Annotated in this window: 26 protein-coding genes and 1 pseudogene; 12 read left to right on the plus strand and 15 right to left on the minus strand. The window is 44.9% G+C overall.

Annotated elements, in window-relative coordinates:
- Positions 1-2 precede the first annotated feature (2 nt).
- The 3 genes from F4V45_RS09105 to F4V45_RS09115 all read right to left on the minus strand — a co-directional run bounded on the left by F4V45_RS09105 (position 3) and on the right by F4V45_RS09115 (position 2,606).
- The gene (locus tag F4V45_RS09105) at positions 3-335 is read right to left on the minus strand and encodes a 4Fe-4S binding protein (RefSeq protein ID WP_150338003.1); all 333 of its coding nucleotides are present in this window, start codon (positions 333-335) and stop codon (positions 3-5) included.
- A 190-nt stretch (positions 336-525) separates the two neighbouring features.
- Positions 526-1,632, minus strand: a complete 1,107-nt coding sequence (gene dxr / locus F4V45_RS09110) for a 1-deoxy-D-xylulose-5-phosphate reductoisomerase (RefSeq protein WP_150338004.1) — start codon at positions 1,630-1,632, stop codon at positions 526-528.
- The gene (locus F4V45_RS09115) at positions 1,629-2,606 is read right to left on the minus strand and encodes a phosphatidate cytidylyltransferase (protein ID WP_150338005.1); all 978 of its coding nucleotides are present in this window, start codon (positions 2,604-2,606) and stop codon (positions 1,629-1,631) included. The genes dxr and F4V45_RS09115 overlap by 4 nt, the downstream gene beginning before the upstream one ends.
- A gap of 171 nt (positions 2,607-2,777) precedes the next feature.
- Between F4V45_RS09115 and nadE the strand changes: the two genes are divergently transcribed.
- The 4 genes and pseudogenes from nadE (at position 2,778) to F4V45_RS10065 (ending at position 7,242) form a co-directional block, all read left to right on the plus strand.
- Positions 2,778-3,707, plus strand: a complete 930-nt coding sequence (nadE, locus tag F4V45_RS09120; RefSeq protein ID WP_150338006.1) for an NAD(+) synthase — start codon at positions 2,778-2,780, stop codon at positions 3,705-3,707.
- Positions 3,708-4,745, plus strand: coding sequence for a tetraacyldisaccharide 4'-kinase (locus tag F4V45_RS09125; RefSeq protein ID WP_150338007.1), 1,038 nt, complete (start codon positions 3,708-3,710; stop codon positions 4,743-4,745).
- Between the two features lie 577 nt (positions 4,746-5,322).
- Positions 5,323-5,790 (plus strand): annotated as a pseudogene (locus tag F4V45_RS10060) (PDC sensor domain-containing protein); the annotation flags it as partial.
- A gap of 1,011 nt (positions 5,791-6,801) precedes the next feature.
- On the plus strand, positions 6,802-7,242 hold the full coding sequence (locus F4V45_RS10065) for a methyl-accepting chemotaxis protein (RefSeq protein ID WP_407925338.1): 441 nt from the start codon (positions 6,802-6,804) through the stop codon (positions 7,240-7,242).
- 49 nt (positions 7,243-7,291) lie between these two features.
- On the opposite strand, the gene F4V45_RS09135 is transcribed toward F4V45_RS10065, so the two are convergent.
- From F4V45_RS09135 to ispG, 5 genes are all read right to left on the minus strand, one after another.
- Entirely contained in the window at positions 7,292-7,558 is a 267-nt protein-coding gene (locus tag F4V45_RS09135; protein WP_150338008.1) for a hypothetical protein, read from the minus strand.
- Positions 7,559-7,591: 33 nt separating this feature from the next.
- Positions 7,592-8,377 carry a MetQ/NlpA family ABC transporter substrate-binding protein gene (locus F4V45_RS09140; RefSeq protein WP_150338009.1) on the minus strand — a complete coding sequence of 262 codons (786 nt, stop codon included), beginning with the start codon at positions 8,375-8,377 and terminating at the stop codon, positions 7,592-7,594.
- Between the two features lie 34 nt (positions 8,378-8,411).
- Positions 8,412-9,080, minus strand: coding sequence for a methionine ABC transporter permease (locus tag F4V45_RS09145; RefSeq protein ID WP_150338029.1), 669 nt, complete (start codon positions 9,078-9,080; stop codon positions 8,412-8,414).
- Positions 9,081-9,374: 294 nt separating this feature from the next.
- Positions 9,375-10,391, minus strand: a complete 1,017-nt coding sequence (locus F4V45_RS09150) for a methionine ABC transporter ATP-binding protein (RefSeq protein WP_170235226.1) — start codon at positions 10,389-10,391, stop codon at positions 9,375-9,377.
- Positions 10,392-10,559: 168 nt separating this feature from the next.
- Positions 10,560-11,663 carry a flavodoxin-dependent (E)-4-hydroxy-3-methylbut-2-enyl-diphosphate synthase gene (gene ispG, locus F4V45_RS09155; RefSeq protein WP_150338010.1) on the minus strand — a complete coding sequence of 368 codons (1,104 nt, stop codon included), beginning with the start codon at positions 11,661-11,663 and terminating at the stop codon, positions 10,560-10,562.
- 120 nt (positions 11,664-11,783) lie between these two features.
- On the opposite strand from ispG, the gene hypA reads away from it, so the two are divergent.
- The 3 genes from hypA to F4V45_RS09170 all read left to right on the plus strand — a co-directional run bounded on the left by hypA (position 11,784) and on the right by F4V45_RS09170 (position 13,327).
- Positions 11,784-12,134, plus strand: a complete 351-nt coding sequence (gene hypA, locus F4V45_RS09160) for a hydrogenase/urease nickel incorporation protein HypA (protein ID WP_150338011.1) — start codon at positions 11,784-11,786, stop codon at positions 12,132-12,134.
- A 26-nt stretch (positions 12,135-12,160) separates the two neighbouring features.
- Positions 12,161-12,883, plus strand: coding sequence for a nickel-binding protein Mua (gene mua / locus F4V45_RS09165; RefSeq protein ID WP_150338012.1), 723 nt, complete (start codon positions 12,161-12,163; stop codon positions 12,881-12,883).
- A 72-nt stretch (positions 12,884-12,955) separates the two neighbouring features.
- Positions 12,956-13,327 (plus strand): transcriptional regulator, encoded by a 372-nt coding sequence (locus tag F4V45_RS09170; protein ID WP_150338013.1) that lies wholly within the window; start codon positions 12,956-12,958, stop codon positions 13,325-13,327.
- An 11-nt stretch (positions 13,328-13,338) separates the two neighbouring features.
- Here the strand turns inward: F4V45_RS09170 and F4V45_RS09175 are convergent, their stop codons facing one another.
- Positions 13,339-14,415 (minus strand): aminopeptidase P family protein, encoded by a 1,077-nt coding sequence (locus tag F4V45_RS09175; RefSeq protein ID WP_150338014.1) that lies wholly within the window; start codon positions 14,413-14,415, stop codon positions 13,339-13,341.
- Positions 14,415-14,900 (minus strand): type II 3-dehydroquinate dehydratase, encoded by a 486-nt coding sequence (gene aroQ / locus F4V45_RS09180; protein WP_150338015.1) that lies wholly within the window; start codon positions 14,898-14,900, stop codon positions 14,415-14,417. The genes F4V45_RS09175 and aroQ overlap by 1 nt, the downstream gene beginning before the upstream one ends.
- Positions 14,901-15,008: 108 nt before the next feature.
- On the opposite strand from aroQ, the gene F4V45_RS09860 reads away from it, so the two are divergent.
- A complete protein-coding gene (locus F4V45_RS09860; protein WP_246145320.1) occupies positions 15,009-15,512 on the plus strand; it encodes a hypothetical protein in 504 nt (167 codons plus the stop codon).
- Entirely contained in the window at positions 15,448-15,897 is a 450-nt protein-coding gene (locus tag F4V45_RS09865) for a DUF268 domain-containing protein (RefSeq protein ID WP_246145321.1), read from the plus strand. The genes F4V45_RS09860 and F4V45_RS09865 overlap by 65 nt, the downstream gene beginning before the upstream one ends.
- 55 nt (positions 15,898-15,952) lie before the next feature.
- Here the strand turns inward: F4V45_RS09865 and F4V45_RS09190 are convergent, their stop codons facing one another.
- The 4 genes from F4V45_RS09190 to metK form a co-directional block, all read right to left on the minus strand.
- Positions 15,953-17,044 (minus strand): glycosyltransferase family 9 protein, encoded by a 1,092-nt coding sequence (locus F4V45_RS09190; RefSeq protein WP_150338016.1) that lies wholly within the window; start codon positions 17,042-17,044, stop codon positions 15,953-15,955.
- Positions 17,045-17,075: 31 nt separating this feature from the next.
- Positions 17,076-18,029, minus strand: a complete 954-nt coding sequence (locus F4V45_RS09195) for a methylenetetrahydrofolate reductase (RefSeq protein WP_150338017.1) — start codon at positions 18,027-18,029, stop codon at positions 17,076-17,078.
- A gap of 16 nt (positions 18,030-18,045) precedes the next feature.
- On the minus strand, positions 18,046-20,289 hold the full coding sequence (metE, locus tag F4V45_RS09200) for a 5-methyltetrahydropteroyltriglutamate--homocysteine S-methyltransferase (RefSeq protein WP_150338018.1): 2,244 nt from the start codon (positions 20,287-20,289) through the stop codon (positions 18,046-18,048).
- 405 nt (positions 20,290-20,694) lie between these two features.
- A complete protein-coding gene (gene metK, locus F4V45_RS09205) occupies positions 20,695-21,855 on the minus strand; it encodes a methionine adenosyltransferase (protein ID WP_150338019.1) in 1,161 nt (386 codons plus the stop codon).
- Positions 21,856-22,038: 183 nt separating this feature from the next.
- Between metK and pstA the strand changes: the two genes are divergently transcribed.
- The 3 genes from pstA to F4V45_RS09220 are packed head-to-tail and all read left to right on the plus strand — an operon-like array spanning position 22,039 to position 24,471.
- Positions 22,039-22,971, plus strand: coding sequence for a phosphate ABC transporter permease PstA (pstA, locus tag F4V45_RS09210; protein WP_150338020.1), 933 nt, complete (start codon positions 22,039-22,041; stop codon positions 22,969-22,971).
- Positions 22,972-22,996: 25 nt separating this feature from the next.
- Positions 22,997-23,779, plus strand: a complete 783-nt coding sequence (gene pstB / locus F4V45_RS09215) for a phosphate ABC transporter ATP-binding protein PstB (protein ID WP_150338021.1) — start codon at positions 22,997-22,999, stop codon at positions 23,777-23,779.
- A gap of 23 nt (positions 23,780-23,802) precedes the next feature.
- Positions 23,803-24,471 carry a response regulator transcription factor gene (locus F4V45_RS09220; RefSeq protein WP_150338022.1) on the plus strand — a complete coding sequence of 223 codons (669 nt, stop codon included), beginning with the start codon at positions 23,803-23,805 and terminating at the stop codon, positions 24,469-24,471.
- A gap of 102 nt (positions 24,472-24,573) precedes the next feature.
- Here F4V45_RS09220 and F4V45_RS09225 read toward each other — a convergent pair whose 3' ends face one another.
- Positions 24,574-26,532, minus strand: coding sequence for a methyl-accepting chemotaxis protein (locus tag F4V45_RS09225; protein WP_150338023.1), 1,959 nt, complete (start codon positions 26,530-26,532; stop codon positions 24,574-24,576).
- Between the last annotated feature and the right edge of the window lie 192 nt (positions 26,533-26,724).

The raw sequence follows: 26,724 nt of genomic DNA on the forward strand, positions 1-26,724 counted from the left end.
ATTTATTTCCTTTGTGTGTTGTTGTGTAAAGCCATAAAATTATTGCTACGCACCTGCTGCGCTCTCTCTTGCGCTTCAGGCGTGATCTTAGCAAACTTAAATTCTTTCCTATCTGCGACATAGATCGCAAAATCCGGGCAGTGCAGCTCACACTCTTGACAGCCTATGCAGCTCTCAGGGTGCGCCACTTCAATCACTTTGCCAAGCACCTTGTGCGGGTCTAGACGCATACCAAGCACGCCAGCTGGACATAGCGATACGCAAATATCGCAAGCCTTACAGCGCGTTTCATTGACCCAAACAGGAGTTTGACTAGGGGCGACCATATTTGACATATTCTCTCCTTTCAAGGAAGCATTAGGGACTTCAGCAATATCTAGCTTAAGCCTTACTAGAATCTTGCAATGCGTGCAAGTTTGATATAAAACAACTTAAATCTCCCTTTATTTTTTAGTTTGGTAAAGAAAATTTTTACTTCTATGATTTTTGGGGTTTGGCGCAGGTGTTGTTGAGCGGGCTGCAAGCCTAGCATGTGCGGTGCTTCACTGCTTCATCACACCATTGGCGCACTTCTTTATCAAGAGTTGCAATGGCAGTGTAGGATTCTAGCTCCGGGAGCTTTGGTGCAAAGACTTCAAGGGCACTTTTGACAAGCTCATAAATCGCTCCAAATGTAATCTTATCTTGCAGGAAGTGTGAGATAGCCTGCTCATTGCTAGCATTGACAATCACGCCAAGCTTTGGATTCTCTAGTAGCGCATCTTTAAGCTCATAGAGCGGATAGCGATTAGTATCAATAGGATCAAATGTAATGGCTAGAATCTGCGATAAATCCATAGAAGGGATAATGCTTGTCGTAGAAGCTTGTTTGGGGTCAATGGCATAAGCAATGGGCAAGCGCATATCTGGCAGAGCAAAGTGCGCAGTCGTGCTCCCATCAATAAACTCTATAAGCGCATGCACGCTTGAGCTACGCTCTATAAGTGCCTCAATGTCCCTGCAGCCAAAGAGCCAATACGCCTCTAAAATCTCAAAAATCTTATTCATCATACTTGCAGAATCTATGGTGATTTTCTGCCCCATTTGCCAATTTGGGTGGCGCAGTGCGGCGGACTTTGTTTGATCTTTGATAGTGTGGATAGGAGTATCGCGGAATGCCCCCCCACTAGCTGTGATGACAAGTCGTTTGATCGCGCGATTTGTGCGCAAATACCATAAGCCAAAATGCTCGCTATCAATAGGCACAATCGCCTTTGTATCAAGGAGCCAGCCACCTGCTACAAGGGACTCTTTATTAGCAAGAGCTAGAGTCTTTTTGCAATATTGCGTATGAAGCGATGGCTTAAGCCCAGCAAAGCCCACAATGGCATTTACTACCAATGCAGAATGCGCCGCTTCTAGCATTTCACAAATGCCACTCTCCCCTACAAACACCCTAGCTCCCCGCGCTTCTAGCTGCTTTAAATCACGCTCATCAGCGATAGCGACAAGCTTTGGGCGATGGGCTAGAATCTGCTGATTAAGTAGAGCGATATTGCGCCCAGCAGCAAGTGCTTCTATTTTGTGGGAAAATAAGCTAGCGATCTCTAGCGCAGCTATGCCAATAGAGCCGGTGCTACCTAGGATAATCACAGCAGGCTCGCACCTAGAATCGAGCACCTAGTGCAGGCAAATTCATCAAAAAACATTAAGAAAAAGTGCATACCCACAGCTCCAAAAAGCACTGCATCAAACCGATCTAAAATCCCGCCGTGTCCGGGCAAGATAGAGCCAGAGTCTTTCACTTCTGCCCTGCGCTTAAGGTAGCTCTCATATAAATCCCCAAACACCCCGCACACCGCGACAAATAAGCTTAGAATAATCGCAAGCAAAAAGTGGGTATTAAGCATTAAGATTCCAGCAATACTACCTACAACAATAGCTACTGCTAGCCCGATGATCACGCCTTCTAGTGTTTTTTTAGGGCTTGTTGGGCTAAAGGGTGTTTTTCCAAAGATTCTACCTCCAAAATACGCCCCCATATCACAAAGTGCCACAATCAAAATCAGCCACACCACGCGCAGCACACCAAAATCCACATAGACACTATACAATGCTAAAAATGGCAAGGTTGGGTAGAGAAATGGCAGGATAGATTTTGGACTAAGATTTTGCTTATATGCTACCACGCTTGCTAGAATCACACAGGCTATAAAGGCGGCTTCCACAGGGCGCGCGCTAAAAAATGCCAGAATCCACACCCCCAAAGCAAGAGCATAGAGCCAGAGATTTGTGTCGATTTTATACAAGGTGAGAGATTCTCTAAAGCCTAGTATAAATGCCACGCCAAGCACTGCCCAAATCACAATGGCATTGTTCCACACAAGCAAAATCCCAATACCAGCTATAAGGAGTGCAGCAGTGATATAGCGCGCGCTCTCGTTTGCGAATTTATCTTTAGCAGAATCTAAAAAGCTTGTGTCAAATGTCTTAGACTTGTTAGATTCTGGGCTAGATTCTGCTTGGCTGGGCTTTGCGCTAGAATCTAGTGTGCTTGACTCCTTAGTGCTAGCAGTGTCGTTTGAAGAGATGTTATCTGGCTGGGGTTGGTTGGCTTGCTGCTCCATAATAGCTCCTTGTGTATAGCTTACATTCTAAATAAACGCCAATAAACAGCGAAATACAGCTGAGACCTAGTGTTATTTAAGTGAGTTAAAGGTATTATACCAAAGACCCCTTTAAGTGCAAGATACCTAGCTAAACACAAACCCTAGCTAGAATCTATTTTAGGAGAGCCTATGCCCAAGTCCGCGACTAACCCTATCTATGGCACATACATAAAACACGCGACAAAGTTTATTGCTAGGCAAATGCAAGAGAAGCAAGCTCAAAGGCTCATTGTCGGGCTTAGTGGGGGGATAGATTCTGCTGTGGTGGCAAGACTCTGCCAAATCGCTTTGCAAGGCTCTGCCAAAGATCTCAAAAGCACCAATAATGCCAAAGATCGCCTGCTTTGTGTCTTTCTCCCAAGCTCCAAGACAGACAAAAGCTCATTTGTTGATGTGAAAGCCCTTGTGGAGAAGTTTTCTCTGCCCTTTATCCAGCACCCCATAGCTAAATACGATAGCTTATTTAGTGCGCAGTTTGTAGATTCTAGTGCGCTTGAAGCGGGGAATTTCTGCGCTAGGGTGAGAATGGCTCTGCTCTATCACTACTCAAGTATGTATCAAGGCATTGTCGTAGGCACAAGCAATCAATCCGAGCTACTGCTAGGCTATGGCACGATTTTTGGCGATCTAGCGTGCGCGATCAATCCCATAGGCGCATTGTTTAAAACACAGATTTTCTCCCTAGCTAGAATCCTGCAACTCCCAGAATCCATCATCACAAAGCCCCCAAGTGCCGATCTCTACCCCAATCAAAGCGATGAGAGCGAGCTAGGGTTTAGCTATGCAAGCATTGATAGCCTGCTTATAGCCGTAGTGAAAAAATCTGCCAAATACCAAGGGGCAAAGCACCAGCCCACCCCTAGCACAATCCACCCCAAAGCCCTGCATAAAAAGCATTATAAAAATTTTGATGAAAAGCTTGTATCTATGGTGCTTACACGCATAAAAGCCAATCAATTTAAGCGTGAAATGCCCACCATTTTTCTGCCTAGCCCTAAGCTCTTGCGCGAGCTTCGCACAGACACTTCAAGCCACAAAGCCACGCACAAGGACACATAAGTGGATTTGCACCGCTACCACTACGCGCCACATTTAGGGCATAAAGCCTTAAGCCTTTTGCTCCTGCCCCTAAGCTATCTCTATGGCGCGATTGCCACGCTTAAAAGACTTGCCCCTAGAATCCTCTATGGTAAGCAGGGCAGGGACTTTGGGCTGCCAATCATATCAGTGGGCAACTTAATCGCAGGGGGCAGTGGGAAAACGCCCTTTATCATAGCACTTTGCAAGCATTTCAGCTCCCTTGAATATGGGCATATCGCTGTAATTTCAAGGGGCTATAAACGCCAGAGCAAGGGGCTTGTGTGGGTAAGCAAGCAAGGTGTCGTGCTTGCAAGTGTCGCCACAAGCGGCGATGAGCCCTATCTCATCGCTAGCGCATTAGCAGGACATAATGTCAGCGTGCTTGTGTGTAAAAACCGCGCCAAAGCCATAGAAGAAGCCAAAGCACAAGGCGCGAAGCTTGTGCTGCTTGATGATGGGCTGCGCTTTTGCTTTAAGAAGTTTGATGTCATTTTACGCCCAAGCTTTGAGCCATTTTATCCGCGCTTTATCCCAAGCGGGCTTTACCGCGAGTCTTACTCCCTCTACCGCACGCTAGCCAGCTCACCGCACGCCATAATCGCACAAGAAAATAGCGACTTCACCAGAGAAGTGCGGCTCACAAACCCAAGCCCCAAGATGTTTCTCATAAGTGCCATAGCCAACCCCACGCGCCTGCTAGCATTCCTCCCTCCTATCCTAGCAGACTTCAGTGCGCAAGATTTAGCCCTAGATTCTAGCCTAGAGTCTAGCGCGCATAGTGTAGGTAAGTGCAGGATCATTGGAAGCAGATTTTTCCCCGATCATCATCACTTTAGCCATAGAGAGATCCACGCTATCCTAGAATCCTACGCCCCCACATCGCTGCTCACTACGCAAAAAGACGCCACCAAGCTCCAAGATTTTGCCGATACATTAAGCATTATGGAGCTTACTCTCCATATTCGCCCTAGTGTTTTACGCGCCTTGCAGGAGTATGTTGATAAACGCGGATTCTAGGAGTGGTCGATTCAGTCTTGGGCGAGCAATGCGATTGATTTTACAAATTTTGAGCGGTCATTACCGCTAAGGTAACTCCCACCCAAAATTTGTAAAAAACACCCACAGCCCCACCGCAATGCTTAGAATCGTGTTGAAGTAAAACAGCCGTTGTGGAGCATAAAATGGGCTTTGTGAAAAAGCTCATTTTATCTGTCATTGCGAGACTTCCGTAGGAAGTCGTGGCAATCCATAATAAAAACACAAAAGTGGATTCTAGGCGCAGCGCCAGCTAACCCCCCCCGCCCCAAGATTTGTAAAATTTCTACAAAATTAACCGATACTTAAAGCTCTGGGCGTTATAATCGCCTGCTAATCTTACGTATTAAGGAGTGGTGTTATGTTTGCGTTTTATCGTAATTTGCATATCGGCACGAAGTTTATTTTGTTTGTGTCTAATATCATCATTATAGGCATTGTTGCATTGGCACTTATTGTCGGGGATTTTGTCGGGGATAATATGCGAAAAAATGCCGAGGATATTGTCAAAAATGCTTCGCAGAAGTATGCGATTTATATCAGTGGCTCCTTTGATGAGATGTCTTCTGTGCTAGAATCTAGCTCGAAAATTTTGAGCGATCTACTCAGTGTAGCTTCTTTACAAAATCCCACGACCGCTTCTGTTTTTGAATCATCAACGAAATCTTCTCTCGATGCCGGCGCATTTGCTCGCTATGGCTTTGTCTATCTCTTAGACGCCCCCCCCCATTTTGCCGCGAAAAACAGAGCTTACACTACGCCTAAGGGCAATGTCGTTATGCTTTTCCAAGATACAGATACTGATAATCCAGGTGGAATCAAAGTCGTGCAAGCCACTGATGCGGTGCTTGATTTCCCTGTGGTGCAAAAAATCCTTAAAACAGCCAAATACGGCGATCCTGTGTCCTTTGGGCGACCCACAAAGCTGCAATTTGATGGTAAAGAATTTACTGCGTTAAACATCGCTGCTCCAATTTTTGACGCCGATAAGCGACTTGTAGGGGTATTTGGCTTTGTGATTGATCTAGCTGATATAGAGAGATTTATGCTAAATCCCAGCGATAAAACTTGGGACAATGAAGCCAAAGCATTGATACAAAAAGATGGCACAGTCGCTGTGCATAGCAATACTTCTCTCGCTCTCCACAAGCTTACTGAAGCCAACAAGCATCCAAGTGTAGTAGAAATTTCACAAATAATAGCAAATGCTCAAACCGCCGTTATAGAGCATTATGTAACCACAGATGGGGTGGATAGTTATGCGAGTGTGTCGTCTTTCTCCACTGCCGATGGCAATAGCTACTCAATATTTGTCGCCGCGCCTAAGGCAGAGGTGCTAGCTCCTTTATATAGGCTTGAGTGGATTATCGCAGGGGTGGCAGTGGTAATATTACTCCTTGCAGTGGCGACTGTGTATTATCTCGTGCGTAGGCTGCTTTCATCAAGGCTGCCCATAATCCTAAAAACCTTGGATCAATTTTTCAAATATGTCAATCACGAGAGCGATGAAGTCCATCATATCAAAATCCGCGCCCACGATGAGCTAGGCAAAATTGGGCAGATGATTAACGAGAACATCGATAAATCTCGCGCTCACTTGAAAAAAGATGATGAGCTAGTAGCCGAATCCCTCTCAGTCATCAACCACACCAAGCAAGGCAGAGCTACAAAAAGAATCACCCTCTCTGGCTCAAACCCCCAGCTAAACGCGCTCAAAGACTCTGTCAATGACCTTTTAGAGCTTCTAGCCACCGCCATAGGCAAAGATCTAAACGAGCTTAACCGCGTCTTTGACTCCTACACCCGCCTAGACTTCACCACAGAAGTAGCAAATGCACAAGGGCGAGTAGAAGTAGTTACTAACACTCTAGGAGAAGAGATTAGAAAAATGCTTAAAACTTCCCTAGAGTTTGCCAATTCTCTCCACTCTCAAAGCGACAAGCTAGAAGAAGCCGTAGCAGCACTTACTAAATCTTCTAACTCCCAAGCTAGCAGCCTAGAGCAAACTGCCACCGCAGTAGAAGAGATCACTTCATCTATGCAAAATGTCTCTGGCAGGACCAATGAAGTAATCCAGCAAACAGAAGATATAAGAAATGTCATTGGTATCATTAGAGATATAGCAGATCAAACAAACCTCCTAGCCCTAAATGCCGCCATCGAAGCTGCTAGGGCTGGAGAGCACGGACGGGGCTTTGCAGTCGTAGCAGATGAAGTGCGCAAATTGGCTGAACGCACCAGCAAATCACTAGGCGAGATAGAGGCAAACACCAACCTCCTAGTGCAGTCCATCAACGATATGGCAGAATCTATCAAAGAGCAAACCGCAGGTATCACACAAATCAACGAAGCCATCTCTAGCCTAGAGTCTGTAACCCAAGAGAATGTCTCTATCGCCAATGCTAGCTCACAAATCTCACAAGATGTGTCAGGGATTGCCAAGGCGATACTAGATGATGCAAACAAGAAAAAAATCTAACCACAAGCGATTCAGTCTTGGGTAGGCATTCCGCAGATTTTGGGGGCTTTCAAGGCAGTGGCAAGGGCGCATACTTGGTCGTATGTAACCGCAGGCACTGCCGTAGAATCCACCAAAAGCGCGCAAAAGCCAACGCCCCCAAAACTAAAAGTGGATTCTCGTATAGATTGCCACGCCTTGCCCAAGCAAGTCTCGCAATGACAAAAGGGGCTTTCACGCTAGAATCTAGCTTGTTAGATTCTAGGATATGAGCAGTGCTTGTGGGAGAGTAGGCTTGATAGGTAATTAAAGTGTATTGCTTGTTTGCTTTAGCCACAAAGCCAGCCTAAGGGCTGGGCAAAAGGCTTAGCTAAAATACAGGGATAATCTCGCCCTTGTAAGTTTTCTCAATGAAGTCTTTCATCTTTTTGCTTTGCATTGCCTTTTTTAGCTCTAAGATTGCCTTGTTATTTTCATCGCCAGAGCGCACGACAATGATATTTGCATAAGGCGAGCGAGAGTCTTCTACAATCAGCGCGTCCTTTGCTGTAAGGTTCGCTTGTAGGGCATAGTTTCCGTTAATTACCGCTAGATCCGCATCTTGCAAAGTCTTTGGCAGCAAGGCTGCTTCAAGTGCTTTGATTTTGAGCTTTTTGGGATTGTCAATAATATCTGCTTCTTTCGCGCTTAGATTGTTAGGATCTTTTAGCTTGATAAGCCCGTTGTTGTGTAGTAAAATCAGTGCGCGCCCGCCATTTGTGGGGTCATTTGGGATAAGGATAGTCGCGCCATTTTTAAGATCTTTTATGTCTTTTATGCGCTTAGAATACCCACCAATAGGCTCGATGTGGATTTGCGCCACACTCACTAAATCAAGCTTCCTATCCGCGCTAATCTTGTCTAAAAATGGCTTATGCTGCATAAAGTTAGCATCAATGCTTTTTTCATTAAGTGCGATGTTTGGCAGGACATAATCGGTAAATTCCACGACTTCAAGCTCGATTCCAGCTTTTTGTAAGTCAGGGGCAATAAAGCGCAGCATTTGTGCTTGAGGCACAGGAGTCGCACCGACTTTCAGCTTCTCTGCATACGCAAAACCTACAAGAGACAAGGCAACACTCGTAGCTACCAACAACTTTGATACAGCAATTTTCATCGCTAGCTCCTTAAGTTAAGATTGAGTAGGCATTCTAGCGCATTTTTCTTGCTTTTGCGACCAAAGCATCGCCTAGACTTTGCACAAGCTGCACAAGCACAATAATCACAATGGAGGTAACAAGCAAAATATCTTCCTCATACGCTTGGAATCCAAGTCGTATCGCCACATCACCAAGCCCCCCAGCCCCCACAGCACCGCCCATAGCAGAATACCCTATAAGCCCAATGATGGTAATGGTAATGGCATTGATAAGTCCGGGCTTGGCTTCTGCTATCATCATTTTCATCACACGCGCTTTGCTAGCCCCCATACTTAGTGTAGCTTCTATCAAGCCTTTATCAATTTCTTCAAACGCACCTTCAAAAAGCCTAGCGATAAAGGGAATCGCTGCGATACTTAGTGGGATTATCGCAGCAGTCGCACCAATGCTTGTGCCTACAAGTGCGCGCGAGAGTGGCAAAAGCAAGATGATAAGAATGATGAAGGGAAATGAGCGCACAACATTAACAATAGAGCCTAGTATCGCATTGATCGTCTTATGCGAGCAGATTCTACCGCTTCTTGTAACGCTGAGTGCTATGCCAAGAGGTAGCCCAAAAATTGTAGCAAATAGCGTAGATAGCGCGACCATATACAGCGTGTCATAGGTAGCTTGCGAGATTTGGTCATAATTGTAAGCGATACGATCGCTTAAAGCCATAGCTGCACTAGAATCTAGCTCTGCCACCGCCCCATATACAGCCATAATGCCCGCCTGCAAGCCTTGCCTACACAGCTCATCAAACACCTTAGCACTAGATTCTAGGGCTGCCCAGCACTTATCAACAACTTGGCTAGAATCTAGCCACTCCCCAATCTCCACGCACATCATCGCGCAATCGCGCAAAAACGGCGCAATGCATAGCAGCAGCAATAACGCGCAAGCAAGCAGCGCACTAAAGCGTAGTAAAAAAGTCTGCACCCTACTCATTCTTACCCCTAAACTCCAAAGCTATCAATCACCCACAAATCGCTCAACAAGCAGCTGCTTGTCTTTAAGATAGGCGATAGCTTGCTGGTTTTTGCTCTCATCTTCGCCAAACTCCACAAACAAATGCCCCACTTTCATCGTGCTAAGAGGCTCAATATTCCCGGCTAAAATATTGATATCCACCCCAAAGCGTTTAATCACATTGCTCATTAAAGGCTCATTGATATGCTCGCCAACAAAGGAGATCTTATAGGCGTTTTTACTCTGGGCTAGCACTTCTTGCTCGCTTACTGCTGGAAGATATGATAAAAGCTCTTTGGTGATTATATGCTTTGGTGCGCTAAAGATTTTCTCCACACTGCCTCTCTCCACAATCTCCCCGCCGCTCATCACGCACATTCTGTTGCAAATCTCGCGCACGACTTCGATTTGATGAGTGATAAGCACGATTGTGAGTCCAAGTTTAGATTGTATGGATTTTAGTAGCTCTAGGATAGATTTTGTGCTTTTGGTATCAAGCGCACTTGTGGCTTCATCGCAGAGCAAAATATCTGGGTGGTTACTAAGGGCGCGCGCTATGGCTACTCTCTGCTTCTGCCCACCACTTAGCTGACTAGGGTAGAAATGCGCCTTATCACGCAAGCCCACAATGGATAAAAGCTCATACACGCGCGTCTTTATCTGCTCTTTCTTCCAGCCTGCAATCTCAAGGGCAAACGCTACATTGCCAAAAACATCGCGCGATGAAAGGAGATTAAAATACTGGAAGATCATTCCAATTTTTTGCCGCCGCTTTTGCAAAGTAGATTGCGCTAGCTCTAAAATATTCTCACCATTGATGCGCACTTCACCACTTGTGGGCTCTTCTAGGCGGTTGATTAGGCGGATAAGCGTGGATTTCCCAGCACCTGAGTAGCCGATGATCCCCATAATATCCCCGCGATTGACAGATAGAGAAAGCGGGCGAATGGCTTGGAATCCATTGGGATAAGTTTTAGTAATGTTGCAAAGCTCTATCACAGGCTGCGTAGTGTCGTGCATAGTGGGATTGTCCTTAAAAGCTCTAACTAGATTCTAGCCCTACTAGAATCTACCTAAATATAAATATTGTTATGCTAGAAATTGGGCAGGATTCTAGCATAAATTACATAAAGGCAATGTATGCCACAGAGCACTTTATCCAAGTAGATTCTAGCTCTTAGACTCTATTTACTCCGTGCCACTGCGCTCTTGCGCCATTTGCTCCACTTCTGCGACAAAGGATTCTAAAAGCTTAGATTCTGGGAGCTTGCGTAGGACTTCACCCTCTTTAATGATCATTCCAGACTTATGCCCAAAGGCTATGGCAATATCTGCGTGCTTTGCCTCTCCTAGCGCATTGACCGCACAGCCCATAACGCTCACTTGCAGCGGCGTTGTGATATGGCTTAGTCGCTTCTCCACTTCTTTGACCATACTTACCAAATCCGCCTGTATGCGCCCACAAGTAGGGCAAGAGATGATAGTGATCCCCTGCTTCTGCCGCCCACTATATCGCAAAATCGCGCGCGCAAGGGCGATTTCTTGCTCTAGCTCGCCGGTGATTGAGCAGCGCATAGTATCGCCAATGCCCTCCATAAGCAGCCCCCCAAGAGCCATAGAGGACTTAATCGTGGAGTGAAACATCGTCCCTGCTTCTGTAACGCCTAGATGAAAGGGGTATTCCACAAGTGGGCGTAGCATTCTATATGCTGCCATTGTGCGCTCCACATCGCTGGCTTTGAGCGAGACTTTGAGGTTTGTGAAGCCAAAATCCTCTAAAAGCTTGATATTGTATAAAGCGGATTCTACCATTCCCTTTGGGGTCGCGCCATACTTCTCATCAAACTGCTTCTCCAAACTACCGCCATTAACGCCTATGCGGATAGGGAGATTGCGCGCATTGCACGCCTCTGCTACGGCTTTGATCTTTTCTTTTGAGCCGATGTTGCCCGGATTTATGCGGATACAATCCACCGACTCTGCGGCGATAAGCGCGTATTCATAGCGGAAGTGTATATCAGCTACGAGTGGGAGGGGGGAGATAGCGCGCAAGTCTTTAAGCGCGTGGGCGTCTTTGAGATCGCTTACTGCCACACGCACGATGTCCGCTCCAGCTAGAGCGAGCCTGTCAAGCTGCTCTTTTGTGGCTTGTATGTCTTTAGTCTTGGTAAATGTCATACTCTGCACAGATATAGGCGCATCGCCGCCAATGGCGACATTGCCTACTAAAATCTGCTTTGTTTTGTAGCGCGGGGGGAGTGTGCTTGAAGCCGCATTAGATGAATCTAGCATAAAGTATCCTTAAGAAGTGGCAATTGGTATATTATAGCAGACTTCATCATTTGCTAAAAACCACAAACACACCAAAATATGCTAAAATCCGCGCAAATACCAAAGAAGAAAGACTCCAAAATGCACGAATACTCTGTCGTAACAGCTCTCCTAGAGCAATGCGATCACTACGCACTAGAATCTAGCGCAAGAGAGATAGAGAGAGTTGTCGTGGGTATTGGTGAGCATAGCGGCATAGAGAGTGCATTGCTACAAAGCGCGTTTGAGACATTTAAAGAAGAAAGCATATATGCAAAGCACGCACACCTAGAGATACAAATCCAGCCCATAATGCTTGCGTGTAGCTCCTGTGGCACTACTAGCACACCAGAAGAGCAGAGCTACGCCACTTGCCCAAAATGCGCTAGCAAGAGCGTGCAAATCACACAGGGCAGAGATATGCTGCTTCTGCGCCTAGAAATGCTCGAGTAGAATCTAGCAAGTGCCAAGGAGAATCTATGGATAGCCCATTCACAAAAGACTTGTTAAAGGACCTTGTCAAGCGAGCTGATGAGCTGACTTTAGAGCAAATCAAGGAGAGCTGGGAAGTCGCTGGGGCTATTAAAAGCAAGCAAGAAGCCTTACAAAAGGAACTGCAAAGCTATAAAGATGAGATTCTCACCCAGCAAGCCACGCTAAAGGACTTGCGCACACAAGAGGGCGCGCTAAAAGAGCAGATCAAAGAGCTAGAATCTAAAAAGCGCAAAGCCAGCGAAGAGCTAGCCAAGCTCCACGATGAAATCAGCGTGCAAAAAATCATAACCCAAGCCAAAAAAGCCAAGCTCGATCTCCAAGAATCACGCAAGCAGATTCTACCCGGTAGCCTAAAAAGCGTGCAAATCTACCTAAAAGATGGCTCCATAGCTAAGGCAAAGCCTGCACAAAAGCTCTTTGGCGAAGATGTGTATAAAAAATATCGCGTAGCGTTTAAAGAAAACCACACCTTAAGAAACCATATCTCCGAGCTTGAGCTAGAAAACAAACGCCTACAAATCGAGCTGCGCGACTTCTACGCTGACTTAGCCCTAGAAGGTATGGGCGCGCTAGAATCTAAAAAGCAAGAGACAAAATCTCTCCCCAAAGAGCCCAAAGAAATTATCGCCACAGAAGAAGATCTAAGTGATTTCAAAAAAATGCTCCAAGACCACAAGCGCAACAAAACAAAAAGCCACAAAAACTAGAGAAGCCTAGTGTAGAGCCTAAGCACAAAAGCACTTACTAGCCAGAATCTAAACAAAAGCAGGGAGCAAAATATGGCGACTTCAAAAGAGTATAAAGACTATGTGTTAGAACGGCTGCAAGAGTGCGTAGCAGAGTTGCGTGAAGATTCTAAGGGCAAAATAGAATCTTATACTTTTAGTGCGAGAAAAATGTTTGGGGAATACTGCGTGTATATACAAGATTCTAAATCTATGCAAAAGCCCAAAGCACTTTTCTTACTTTGCGATGAATGCGTGTTTTTAAAACAATATGCACTCTTAGATTCTCTTTTAGAACATTGTCAAAAAGGAAAGCCCTATCCGGGCGCAAAGGAATGGTGGATTATTGATATAGATTCTAAGGAATTATTACAAGAGATTATTACAAACCTTGCCCCAATTTTATGCGCTAAAAATGCCCTGTAGCATAGATCTAATTACAATATCTCTGCGTGTCCATTGCGCACGACCACTAGATCTTCTATCCTAACGCCATAAAGCCCGGGCAAGTAAATGCCTGGCTCGATAGAAAACACCATACCATCTTCAATGATCATCTCACTTCTTTTAGAGATGTTGGGCAGCTCGTGTATATCAAGCCCTATGCCGTGCCCTGTGCTATGGGAAAAATACTCCCCAAACCCAGCCTTATCAATCACTTCTCGCGCTAGGGCGTCAATTTGCTTACCGCTCATTCCAGTGCGCAAGCTTGCAATCGCACTCTCTTGGGCTTTGCGCACGGTGTCATAGATTTTTTGCAGTTTTTTATCGCTAAATTTCTGCTTTTTTCCAAAGTGGATTCTACCTTGTGAGAAAACTGCTGTGCGCGTGCGATCCGAGCAGTAGCGTTTATACTTAATCCCCGCATCAAAAAGCAGCAAATCTCCATCACGCAAGTGATCTTTACAAGGCAGAGCGTGGGGCTTGGCGGCATTAGCATTGATACTAAGGATTGGATTAAAGCTTAGGGTATAGCTGCCATCTTGCTCCAAAGCTTGGCGCGCTAGGGCGTGGAGATACAGCTCTGTGGGATTATCAAGCCTTTCTATCGTCTTTTCTATCATTTTGGCAAAGCGTTTATATGCCTTTTTATTAAGCTCTTGGGATTTGGCAATGAGTGCCACTTGCTCATCGCTCTTAATAATCCTAAGCTGCTGGTGGAAGTTTGGCAGTGGCTCTAGGGTGCATTTTGGCAGCTTTGCAAGCAGCATTTGATACTCCTGCACACACACTTGCAAGGGATCAAAGGCTAGAGACTTCACGCGCTCCTTTTGCAGTAGCTCAATCATAGATTCTAGCAGATTGGCACTCCCTACTAGCTCAATGCCTCTTGCTAGATACTCTTTAGCCTCAGTGGTGTAGCGAGAGTCTGTGAAAAAGATCTTCCTAGAATCTAGCACAAGCAAAATAGCGTGATCACAGCTATATCCACACTCAAAATACTGCGCACTCTCATCAGTAGTGAAAAATACCTGCGGGCGAGCCAAAGGCACAAAATGCTTGTGTGAAGCCATTACTTATTTTCGCTATTTGCTTGGGGATTTTGCGCCTTAAAGGCTTGGACTTCGCTAATGATTTGGATAAGTGAGATAAGCCCGATGTGGTAGCCATACGCGCCAAAGCCTGTAATCACCCCAGCACACACTGCGCCAGTATAGCTCTTTTGCCGGAAGTCTTCACGCGCAAAGATATTGCTAATATGCACCTCAACCACAGGCACACCACACGCCATAATCGTATCAGCCAGCGCGATAGAAGTATGTGAGTAGGCGGCAGGGTTGATTAGCACGCCATCATACTCTCCGCCGACACACTCTTGCAGCTTGTCGATCATCTCGCCTTCAAAATTACTTTGGAAAAACTCTAAAGAAATGTTGCTTTGCTTGGCAAATGTGCGCATATTTTCGTGGATTTGATCTAAGGTAAGGGGTCCATAGATTCTAGGATCTCTGTGCCCTAGTAGGTTTAGGTTTGGTCCTTGTATGACAAGAATTTTCATCACTGCTCCTTTGGGATTTTAGCGGGCATTGTAGCAGATACACGCAAACTAGACAATGCCTTCTTGTGCTATAATCGCGCCCTACTTCACAACTATAAAGGATCACCAATGCGACTACAATCTCTCATAAAATCCACTCTAAAATCCATCTTGCCAGCTCCAGATTCTAGCCCGCTGGCAAAGATTCTCCACAAGGGCTTTGCATTTCTCACGCTCAAAAGAATGAGCAAAGCCGAGCTAGAAGATGACCGCGCAAGCTACATCGCGCAAAACACCGACACGAGGTTTGCCATTAGCAGAGAGTTTGACTACATCTGCCGCGATGACAAATACGCCACCAATGGCGCAGGTGTAGAATCTAATAGCGACTACTTTATCCAAGATATTTGGGGAGCGCGTAAAGTAGCAGCTACAAAGCCTGCGCGCCACTATGATGTAGGCTCATCAGTCGCGGGCTTTATCGCCCATCTCCTAGGTGCTAACCAGCCTACAACCCTAATCGACATCCGCCCCCTACCCTGCCTAAACACAAGCTTTCTAACTGCCAATGGGGGGGGGGCTACAATATCTGCAAGCCAATGCCACAAACTTAGACAATATCGCAGATTCTAGCCTAGAATCTATCTCTGCACTCTGTAGTATCGAGCATTTTGGACTTGGGAGATATGGTGATCCAATCGATCCTATGGGATGGGAGAAAGCCCTGCTAGCATTTGAGCGCGTGCTAAAGCCCGGTGGCAAAATGTATATATCTGTCCCTGTTGGGCAGTATGATAAAGTCTGCTTCAATGCCCACAGAGTCTATCGCCCACAGACGATTATCGACACACTAAAACATTGCCAAATCCTAGAGATGAGCTATATTATCGGGCTTGATGCAAAGCTATGTATGGAGTATAGAGATGGGCAGCTGCATATCAATCAAGCTGCCCTAGAATCTATCCCGGATATGAAAAATTGGGGTGCTACCGGGCTCTTTGAGTTCCAAAAGCAATGAGCTAGATCTAGCGTTAAGCTCCTGCTTTGAGACTCGTTTGCAAGCTTAGATTCTGCTACTGCTGGCTAGATTCTAGCTGCAAGGATTCTAGCTCGCCACTGCTAATCATCGCGCGTAGCATTGCAATTGTCTGCGCAATCGCTTCTTGCTCTTCTTGTGCGGTAATGCTGCTTCTTGGCGTATGCAAGAAAACATAGCGTTTATTGTGTGTAGCCCAGCGGCGTGTGTCATACTCTGGGTAGAGGGCGATTGTGGGGACTCGTTGGTTGCACGCTAGGTGCAGTGTGCCTGTGCTAGGGCTTATCACGCAGCTAGCGCGGTCTATCCACGCACTAAGCTGCAAGAGATCATTATCATTACAAAAGACAATAAGCTTGCTTTGAGTATTTTGCGGTTGGGGGGGGGGAGGTGTAGAATCTAGGCTAGATTCTAGCTCTTGCATAAAGTCTTTATGCACTTTCTCAAAGGTTACTACAAGCGGGATACACTCTGGGATTTGCGCGATTTTGTCAATAAGCGTGATGAAGCCCTGCTTGGTTAGTGAATAAGGGCAAGCATTGTTGAAGGGGTTTATCATTATAAGATAGCAAGGCTTGCTAGATTCTAGCCCTTTGTGCGCAAACTCTTTGGCAAGGTGGTCTTGCACCACTTGCGCGTGCTTTTTGCCATAAGGAAGCTTGCTTTGCGTGAGATCAAGCAAGGGGAATTTCTCATCATAGAGCTTTGGATTTATCGCGCGCACAAAGGCAAGCAAGATCTCGCGCTCATCGTAGTTGCGATACTTCTTCCACATATAAATCGCCACACTTTTACACCGCCACGACAATAAGCTTGCAAATTTTGTCGCACAAACTATGCGCTTGGCATTGGTGGAGAGCGCGAAGCGGATATGCGCGGTTTTAGAGTTAGTAAGCAGGGCATAATCGCAAGCATACGCATCAATAGCCTGCTTTGTGCAGGACTCTACCACATCGACAAAGTCGCATTCGCGCAAGAGGTTTTGCAAAGTAGGCTGGGCAAAGACAATAAGCTTGCAAGAGTAAATATGCTTTAGCACATAAAGACTCTCAAGCCCTATAACGCACTCACCCAAAGCATTTTGGATAAAGATTACGCCAATGGTAAGCTGCTTTGAGTTACGCGCCATTTATGTCCTATATCGTGGAGTTTGCGGCGCATTATAGTAAAACATCTTGTGCTAAGGCAAGGCTGCCATTTGTCATAAAGTGGAATTGATTGTGGATTGTGCCTAAAGACTCAAAGAGCTCGCGAGATAGCTCTAGCCCTACCTTTCTCTCTTCACTCTTTGGATTCTGGCTTTTATGTGCCTTTTCTAAGCGCAAGATCCAAGAATTTGGGATAAAAACTCCGGGTAATTTATCGCGTAAAAATACTACGCTTTTATAGCTTACAACGGGGAAAAACCCTAGCACAAGCGACACCCTTGTCCCCAATATGCGATTGGCAGATTCTAGGCTATCTAGGAGGATATGAGCAGACTCTAGGCTATAGACAGGCTGGCTAAATAGCGCGCTAAGAGAGCAAGAGCTAGAATCTATAAACGCGCTTTTGATCTTTTTAAGCATTTTGCTTTCAATCGTCTTTGGATTGATGGCATAGGAGTTTATGACATTGCAATTATAAATGCGCTTGGGCGTGGATTTTAGCGCGCTGCCTGTAAGATCCAGCCCCGCATTTAGAGTATTGATAATGGCATTAAGCTTTGTGGAGCTATCTTCAAAGACAGCTTTAGCCTCTGTATTGCCAAGCTTAATAGGGTCGCCTGTTAGGCTTAAAAATGTGCGCAAGTTAAAGGCATTTGCCGATAGGATCTCACCACAAAGTGCGATAGAGTTTCTATCTCTCATAGAAATTGTGCAAATACAGGGCTTTTGCAAGGACTCTTGTAGGGCAATGCTACTTAGCACAGATGAAGGCTTAAAGCGCGCTAGTGGAGAATCTGTGCAGACAAAGCTATCAAAAAGTGCGCAAGACTTAAGCGCATTTAGAGACTCTTGCGCTAAGGCTTGCACGCCAACTAGTGGTGTAAGCTCAAAGCTTAGAAAGCTCTCGCCACTCTCTAGCTTGCTAAATGCTCTATCGATCTTCCTATCTAAATGCGCCCCTAGCATTGGGTCTCCTTGTGTATTACTGCAGTGAGCCTAGGACATTTTTTGTCGCTTTGACAAGATTTTCTAAGCTAGGCTTGACTTCTTCCCATTTGCGCGTCTTTAGTCCGCAATCTGGATTGATCCATAGCTGCTCTTTTGGCAGGACTTCAAGCAGTGCGCGGATTTGCGCTTCTAGCTCGCTCACGCTTGGGACTCTAGGGCTATGAATGTCATACACCCCCGGACCTATCTCGTGCTTATAGCCCACTTCTTTAAAGACTTTAAGCAGCTTATTGCCACTGCGCGCAGTTTCAATGCTAATCACATCAGCATCAAGGGCTTGTATAGTTCTAATAATGTCATTAAACTCGCTGTAACACATATGCGTGTGGATTTGCGTGCTAGATTCTGCGTTGGCAGTGGCAATTTTGAAGCACTCTAATGCCCATCGCTCATACTCTGCGATATTTTCAGCACGCAATGGATAGCCCTCTTTAAACGCCGCCTCATCGACTTGGATAATCTTTATCCCAGCTTTTTGCAAGTCATCAATCTCATCAGCAATCCCTAGAGCGATCTGCTTACACACTAGCGCACGCGGGACATCATCACGCACAAAGCTCCAGTTTAAAATCGTAACCGGACCTGTTAGCATACCTTTTACAAGCTTTTTAGTAAGGCTTTGGGCATAGGTGATCCACTCTATCGTCATCGCTTTGGGGCGAGAGACATCGCCATAAATAATTGGGGGCTTGACACAGCGGCTGCCATAGCTCTGCACCCACGCATTTTGGCTAAAGACAAAGCCTTTCATCTGCTCGCCAAAATACTCCACCATATCGTTGCGCTCTGGCTCTCCATGCACTAGCACATCAAGCCCGATTTCTTCTTGGAATGCAATGCACTCCTTAATATAAGCCTTGATACCCTCATCATATTGCTCCTTAGAAATCGCGCCTTTTTTATAGCCTAAACGCAGAGCGCGTATCTCTTGTGTCTGGGGGAAAGAGCCTATGGTGGTTGTAGCTAGATTAGGATAGGCGAGTGCGGATCTTTGTGCCTTTATGCGCGTGGCAAAGTCTTCATCGCGCGAAGTTTTGATACTAGAATCTAGGCGAGCTTTAAGCGCGCTATCGTGGATTTTGCTCGAGCTTTTGCGCGTGGCTATTAGAGCTTGATTAGATTCTAGCTTGCTGCGCGCGCTATCATTAGGAGCGCGGAAGAGTGTATCTAGCGTTAGTAGCTCTTCTATTTTATCTAGTCCAAAGGAGAGCCAAGAGAGGATCTCACTATCCATTTTTGTCTCCGCACTCTTGCTATAAGGTGTATGCAAAAGTGAGCAAGAAGAAGAGATGACAATGCGCTCTTTTGGGATATGTGTGGCAATTTCTTCTAGCAAAGCAAGCTTAGATTCTAGGTCGGCTATCCAAATATTGCGCCCATCAATCACCCCAGCAAGTAGCACTTTATCACTCTTAGCTAGCTTTGCTAGAATCTGCTTATTTTTCTCCCCATAGATAAAATCAAGCCCAAGCCCATAGATTCTAGACTCTAGGAGAATCTCGCTTGCCTCATTGCTATGCTCAAAAAATGTGCTAACCACTGCTTTAATGCCCTTATCCGCGATGGCATCATAAGTGGGCTTAATGAGATCATAAAATCGCTCATCAACCCCGCGCGTGAAAATCGGCTCGCTAAATTCTATAAGCAAGCTAGAATCTAGTCTTGCTAGCTCATCAAGTAGCGTGAAATACGCAGCTTTGATAGCACTAAAGACTTCTGCAAACTCTCCTTGTGTAATCTTGCTCAATGCAACAAAGGTAAAAATACCGATTAAAGAGATTTTAGGCTTGTAGCCTAAGGCTTTGGCTTCTTTGTATTGATTGATAATCGCACTTGCATCAACCTTATAAATATCATTGCTACTAAGCTCTGGCACGACAAAGTGGTAGTTGGTATTAAACCACTTTGTCATCTCGCACGCTAGCCCATCTTTATGCCCCCTAGCCATAGCGAAATACCCCTCTAGCCCACTTAAATGCTGGAATCTAGCAGGCTTTGCCCCAAGTGTGTAGGCAAGATCTAGCACATTATCATAAAAGCTAAAGTCATTGACACACACATAATCTAGCTCCTTTTGCTGCGCCCAATGCTTAGCGCGCAAGTCTTTAGCGACTTTCTCTAGCTCATTTTGGCTAATCTTGCCAGCCCAAAAGCTCTCCAACGCTCTTTTTAGCTCCCTATTTTCCCCAATGCGTGGGAATCCAACAATTTGACTCATAAGTATCCTTTCAAGTAGTGATGTAGTGGTATTATAGATATTTTTTGATAAATACATATTGTGTTTATGAATTTTTGGCTAATTTTGCGGTGTTTTTTGGCTGTGGGGTGGGTGCTTATGCAAAGATTCTCGCAAGCAAGGGGCTTGGCGACCATTATACAAACGATACAAAAAGTAACAAACACATATTGTGTTTATAAATTTATCTAATTTATATGCAGCGATAAATGCGCTCCACAGCTAAATACTAAATGAAGCGGATATTGATTTGCGGATATTGATTTGATAGTGTAAAACTCTATGAAGTAAGTAATATCCCTTAAGGAGTCAGGATCATAGTGGGGCACAAGCAAGGCAAAGATAGAAGTAAGCCCAAGCTCCAAGTAAAGGAGCTAGGCTTATGGCTTATTTCACCCCACAAAACTCTTTAATCGCCTCAACCTTATCCGTTCTCTCCCAAGAAAATTCCGGTAACTCTCGTCCAAAGTGTCCATACGCTGCTGTTTTGCGATAAATAGGGCGAAGCAGGTCAAGTGATTCTATAATGCCTTTAGGTGTAAGTCTAAAGACTTTTTTCACACACTCTGTCAGCACAGAATCTTCCACCTTGCCCGTGCCTTGCGTATCTACAAGGATTGATACAGGCTCTACCACGCCAATCGCATAGGCTACTTGCACCACTGCCTTATCACACACGCCACTTGCGACAAGATTTTTTGCCACATACCGTGCTGCATATGCCGCACTTCTATCCACTTTGCTAGGGTCTTTCCCGCTAAATGCCCCGCCTCCGTGCGGACAGCTCCCGCCATAAGTATCCACGATGATTTTTCGTCCGGTTAGCCCCGCATCGCCTTGTGGTCCGCCGATGACAAATTTGCCTGTGGGATTGACAAAATAGCGGATATTATCGTTTAAATATTCCTGCGGAATTACTTTCTGCACGATTTCTTCAATGACTGAATCTTTCAAATGGCTTTGCTGTGTCTCTGGGCTGTGCTGCGTTGAGATAACGATTGTATCAATACTTACAGGTTTGCCATCTTCATAACGCACGGTAACTTGGGACTTGCCATCTGGGCGTAAAAAGGGCAATGTGCCATCTTTGCGTTTTGCTGCTAAGCCCTCTGTAATGCGATGAGAGAGCCAAATAGGCAAGGGCATAAGAGATGGTGTCTCACGGCACGCATAGCCAAACATAAGCCCTTGATCTCCCGCGCCTATCTCGCCATCGGCTCTATCTACGCCTTGATTTATATCTGGGCTTTGCTCACCAATACCATTTAGCACTGCTGCACTACGATAGTCAAAGCCATAAAGCGCGTCTGTGTAGCCAATCTCTTGCACGACTTTTCTAGCGATTTCTTGCATAGGGGCATATATACTTGTCTTTAGCTCGCCTGCGATGACGCAAAAGCCATTGCTTACAAGCGTCTCACACGCCACACGCGCATTTTTATCTCGCTCAATGATATAGTCAAGCACCGCATCACTGATTTGGTCTGCCATTTTATCTGGGTGTCCTTCAGTTACAGATTCTGAAGTGAAGAGAAATGATTTTTTCATAAACTCACCTTGTGTTTGTAGATTTTGAGCGAAAATGATAGCAAAAATTGTTAAACACAATATATGTTTAGTGATTTTATAGCTCTTGCGCCTCTATTTTACAAAGACTTTACAAGAAGAGAATAGACTTTTACACAGCAGGTCTATAATCCTTGCTAGATTCTCCACAACCTAAGGGACACTATGGCAAAAAACAATCCCGCAAAACCAGCAAACAAGCACTCCAAAGTCCAGCAAAAATCTCAAAGCAGTAGCACAAAAAGTATCGCGCAAGCCACTACTGCCACCTACAAAGACCCACTGTCTCTCGCCCTGCGTGCAAGCCTATATGTAGCCATCACCACTACAATCGCTGTGTTTGCGCTCATTGTCGGCTATATCCTTTATAGCGGCTTGCCACACTTGAATGCGAGCCTTTTTGAGTGGAAATACACCACAGAAAATGTCTCTATGCTCCCGGCGATTATTAACACCATTACTATCGTGCTGCTCTCTCTGCTATGCTCTGCGCCAATTGCGATTCTAGGTGCAATCTACTTGCAAGAGTATGCAAAGCCCAATTCTTGGTTTGTAAGCACAATCAATATGGCTTCAGAGACATTGGCTGGAATCCCATCTATCGTGTATGGGCTATTTGGGTTTATCGTGTTTGTCATTTATGTGTTTGATAATACTTTCACTATGCTAGCAGGGGCTTTCACACTAAGCATTATGGTGCTCCCACTTATCCTGCGCAACACACAAGAAGCCCTAAAATGTGTGCCAGAGACCTATAAAGAAGCGGGCTTTGGGCTTGGTGCGCCAAAGCTTGTGGTGCTGTTTCGCATTGTCCTGCCTTGTGCTGTAAGCGGTGTGCTATCAGGTGTGATTTTATCCATTGGACGCATTATTAGTGAGAGTGCCGCCTTGCTCTATACGTCAGGGAGCGTGGCACAAGTAGCATTAAGTATGGATTCTGGGCGCACACTAAGCGTGCATTTGTATCAGCTACTTAATGAAGGGCTTTATATCAATGAGGCTGCTGCTAGCGCGGTAGTAATCTTGCTTGTCGTCATAGCACTCAACCTTCTATCAAACTTTGTCGCTAAGAAATTTAGCCCACCTATGCCAGCATAATACAAGACTACACCAAGGAGACACAATGCAGCACCCTAAACCGCAAACGCCAAAATCAAAAGAGATTTTCACACTCAAAAATATGAATCTACATTATGGGGACTTCCACGCACTTAAAAATATCAATCTCGCTTTGTTAAAAAATGAAGTGAGTGCCTTTATCGGTCCAAGTGGTTGCGGTAAGTCCAGTCTCCTGCGCTGCTTAAATCGTATGAATGATTTGGTGGCTGATTGTCAAGTGGGGGGCAAGATCTTGCTTGAGGGTAAAGATATTTACAAAGACTATAATGTCAATATCTTGCGCAAACGAGTAGGAATGGTGTTTCAAAAGCCTAATCCTTTCCCTATGAGCGTGTATGATAATATCACCTTTGGTCCTAAAACTCACGGCATAAAGAAAAAAGCCGAGCTTGATGAGATAGTAGAGCGATGTCTAAAAAGCGCAGCCCTATGGAAAGAGCTCAAAGATCGCTTGAAAAAATCTGCCCTTGGGCTAAGTGGCGGACAGCAGCAGCGACTATGTATTGCACGCGCTCTTGCGGTGAATCCAGAAGTGCTCCTAATGGACGAGCCCACAAGCGCACTAGACCCCATCTCTACACTAAAAATCGAAGAGCTAGTCAATGAGCTAAAACAAAAATACACCATTGTAATCGTTACTCATAATATGCAGCAAGCCGCTAGAATCTCAGATAAAACGGCGTTTTTCTTACTTGGAGAAGTGGTAGAATTTGATACAACCTATGCGATGTTTAACACCCCAAAAGACAAGCGCACAAAAGACTATATCGGCGGCAGATTTGGGTAGAATCTAGGCAAGGAGTATTGACTATGGTATATGTCCTAGAAGATGATAATAGTATTTTAGAGCTTGTGCTTTACGCGCTTGCTAGCCAAAATATCGAGGCAAAAGGCTTTGATAATGCGCTGGATTTTAATGCCAGCTTAACTCAAGAGCTGCCTACACTCATTGTTCTTGATCTAATGCTTCCTAATGAAAATGGCTTAAGTATCCTAAAACGCCTGCGAGAAAAGAGCAAGACTCGCAATATCCCCGTAATCATACTAAGCGCACTTGGCAGCGAGTATGACAAAATTAAGGGGCTTGATTTAGGAGCTGATGACTATCTATCAAAGCCTTTTAGCGCGCTGGAGCTACTAGCTAGAATCCGCGCGTTACTACGCCGATACAGCGGTGATGATTTTGGAGACTTGGTGCTAGACTCCCTATCGCTATCGCCCAAACGCCACACAATCACTATCGACAATCAAGAAATCAAAACCACATTAAAAGAATTTGAGCTGCTTGCTTGCCTACTCAAAAACCCCGATAGAACTTTCTCTAGAGAAGAGTTGCTTGATATTGTGTGGGGCTATGAGCCTAGCGGGGAAACACGCACCGTAGATATGCACATCAACACCCTGCGAAACAAGCTTGGAAGCTTTGGGAAAAAAATTGAAACCATACGCGGTGTGGGATATAAACTAAACACACAATAGCTCAAGTAGATTCTAGCGATAAATTGCACTTAAACCCTGACCAGCAACAGCTAGAATCTAGCTTTGTATGTCGCACCACTAAAGCAAGAGAAAGGCTAGCGCCTAAAACTTCTTTCTATTTGCATCTTGCAAAATATCTTGTGCGATATGCTCTACACCTAGGCTAATTTCTTGCGTCTTATGTGCGGTTTGGGTGTTATGATTTGTTATCTCTTCTAGCTCAACTATGCTTTCATTGATATGCTCAATACCCTCCATTTGCACCTTAATCGACTCGCCCATATCATTGATACTTTGCACAAGCAGATTCACACTTGCCCCTATCTCGCCAAGGCTTTTTTGTGTGCGTTCAGCCAAGTTTCGCACTTCATCGGCTACGACTGCAAAACCCCGCCCGTGCTCCCCTGCCCTTGCCGCTTCAATCGCGGCATTTAACGCTAAAAGATTAGTTTGATCAGCAATCTCTGCGATAAATCCTAGAATCTTTTTAATATCATCGCCTTGCTGCACCACTTCTTGCGCCTTACTATCAACACCCTGCATAGATTCTGTAATTTCCCTTACCGCATTTGCCGTCTCTTCTAGCGACTTGCTTTGCTTCTGTGTGCTTTCACTCATCGCCATTACAGAATCTTCTAGCTCTTTTGCCTTAAGATTTAGCGATTTTGCAAAATCAAGGCTGGTAAAAAGCATTTTGCGTATCTCTTCGCCCAAATGCCCCACACCTTCATTCATCGCTTGAAGTTCGCCTTGCAGATTCTGTGCTGACCTACTCTCTTGCTTTTGGAAGTCATTATCGGCATATCGCTTCAAAATCACAAGCACACGCGAGACATTCTCATCAAGGGAAGTTAGCATTTCATTAAACAGCACGCCAAGTTGGGTTAGCTGCGGATTATTCGCATTTGTCTGTATCTGCAAATGCAAATGCCCCTGCTTGATACTCTCAACCGCTTGGAAAAATTCCTGCAAACTCTTTGTATCTTTCAAAAGATTATGCTGGATTGTCTCTACATTTTCATTGATCGCTTCTGCCATTTCTTGAAACTCATCGCCGCTGCGGAGTTTCAAAGGATTCACACTTTTTTGCTTGTGATTTAAAAAGTCAAAAAACTCTAGCAAACTCTTTTTAATGCGTCTAATGGGCTTTAGCAAATACGCCAAAATCACATACAACGCCACCACAAGAATAAAGGCAAAAATGCCTAGCATAATGAAAATAGGCTTGTTGTTTTGACTTAGCTTATCGGCAATGCGAGATTCTGGGATAATGGAGCAAAGCAGCCATTGCGTTTGAGATTCTAGCTTACAAGTTGCGATATTAGAATCTAGCTTAAAAGTTGGTGTGTCCGCATTAAAGCTACTTTTTATCGCCTTAGAAAAATCATCACTTTGCAAAATCTTGCTCTCATCATTATGACTTACATAATTGCCATTTTTGTCTATGACGATAATCTCTTGTTCGCTTGTATTCTCATCTTGCGCGTGGATATAGGCATTCAGCGATTTTAGGGCAATATCGCTACTAGCCACACCGATAAATTTGTCATTTTCAACCAGCGGGGAAGCAAAGCCAAAAACGGGGATTTTATAAGACGCCTGAATCCACGGCTCACTTAGCACTTCATCTTTGAGTGAATTTTTGGGGATTTGATACCAACTTCGTGTGCGGGGGTCATAGCCATCTTGTGGGTATTGATGTTTGCCATTGCCCCGTAGCATTCTCCCGCTAGATTCTATACCGATATAAGTGAGATTAAAATCCCCTGATTCTTGAATAAGGCGGAGATTTTGTGTCATTTGAGATTCATTTAAGCCACTTGCAAGGGCTTCTTTTGCAAGTTTTTGAATCAACCGCTTTTTCTCATCAATATACACATCTATGAGATTTTCTAATTGCGTTACTTGCTTTTCTTGCGTCTCATACTCAATAAGTGTAATGGTCTTTTGTGCATTAAAATACACAAACCACGCCAAAATGCTAAAACTCACAAGCACCATTAAAGTCGTGCTAATAGATACCTTTGCGTTGATTCCCAATCTCGGTTGATGTGTCGCCATCCCTATCCCCTTGGTCAAATGTGGCATATTATACACAATCAACACTAAATTTCCTACTCACCAAGCCATATAAAGCCATCTACCCAACACATACCAACAAACAGAAGATAATAAAAACAACTAGAATCTAAAAAACAAAGAGCAACAAACAACAAGTAAGAATAAAGAAATTATCGCAGTAGCAAAAAAAGA

The organism is Helicobacter canis, from assembly GCF_008693005.1.
Lineage (GTDB): Bacteria > Campylobacterota > Campylobacteria > Campylobacterales > Helicobacteraceae > Helicobacter_B > Helicobacter_B canis.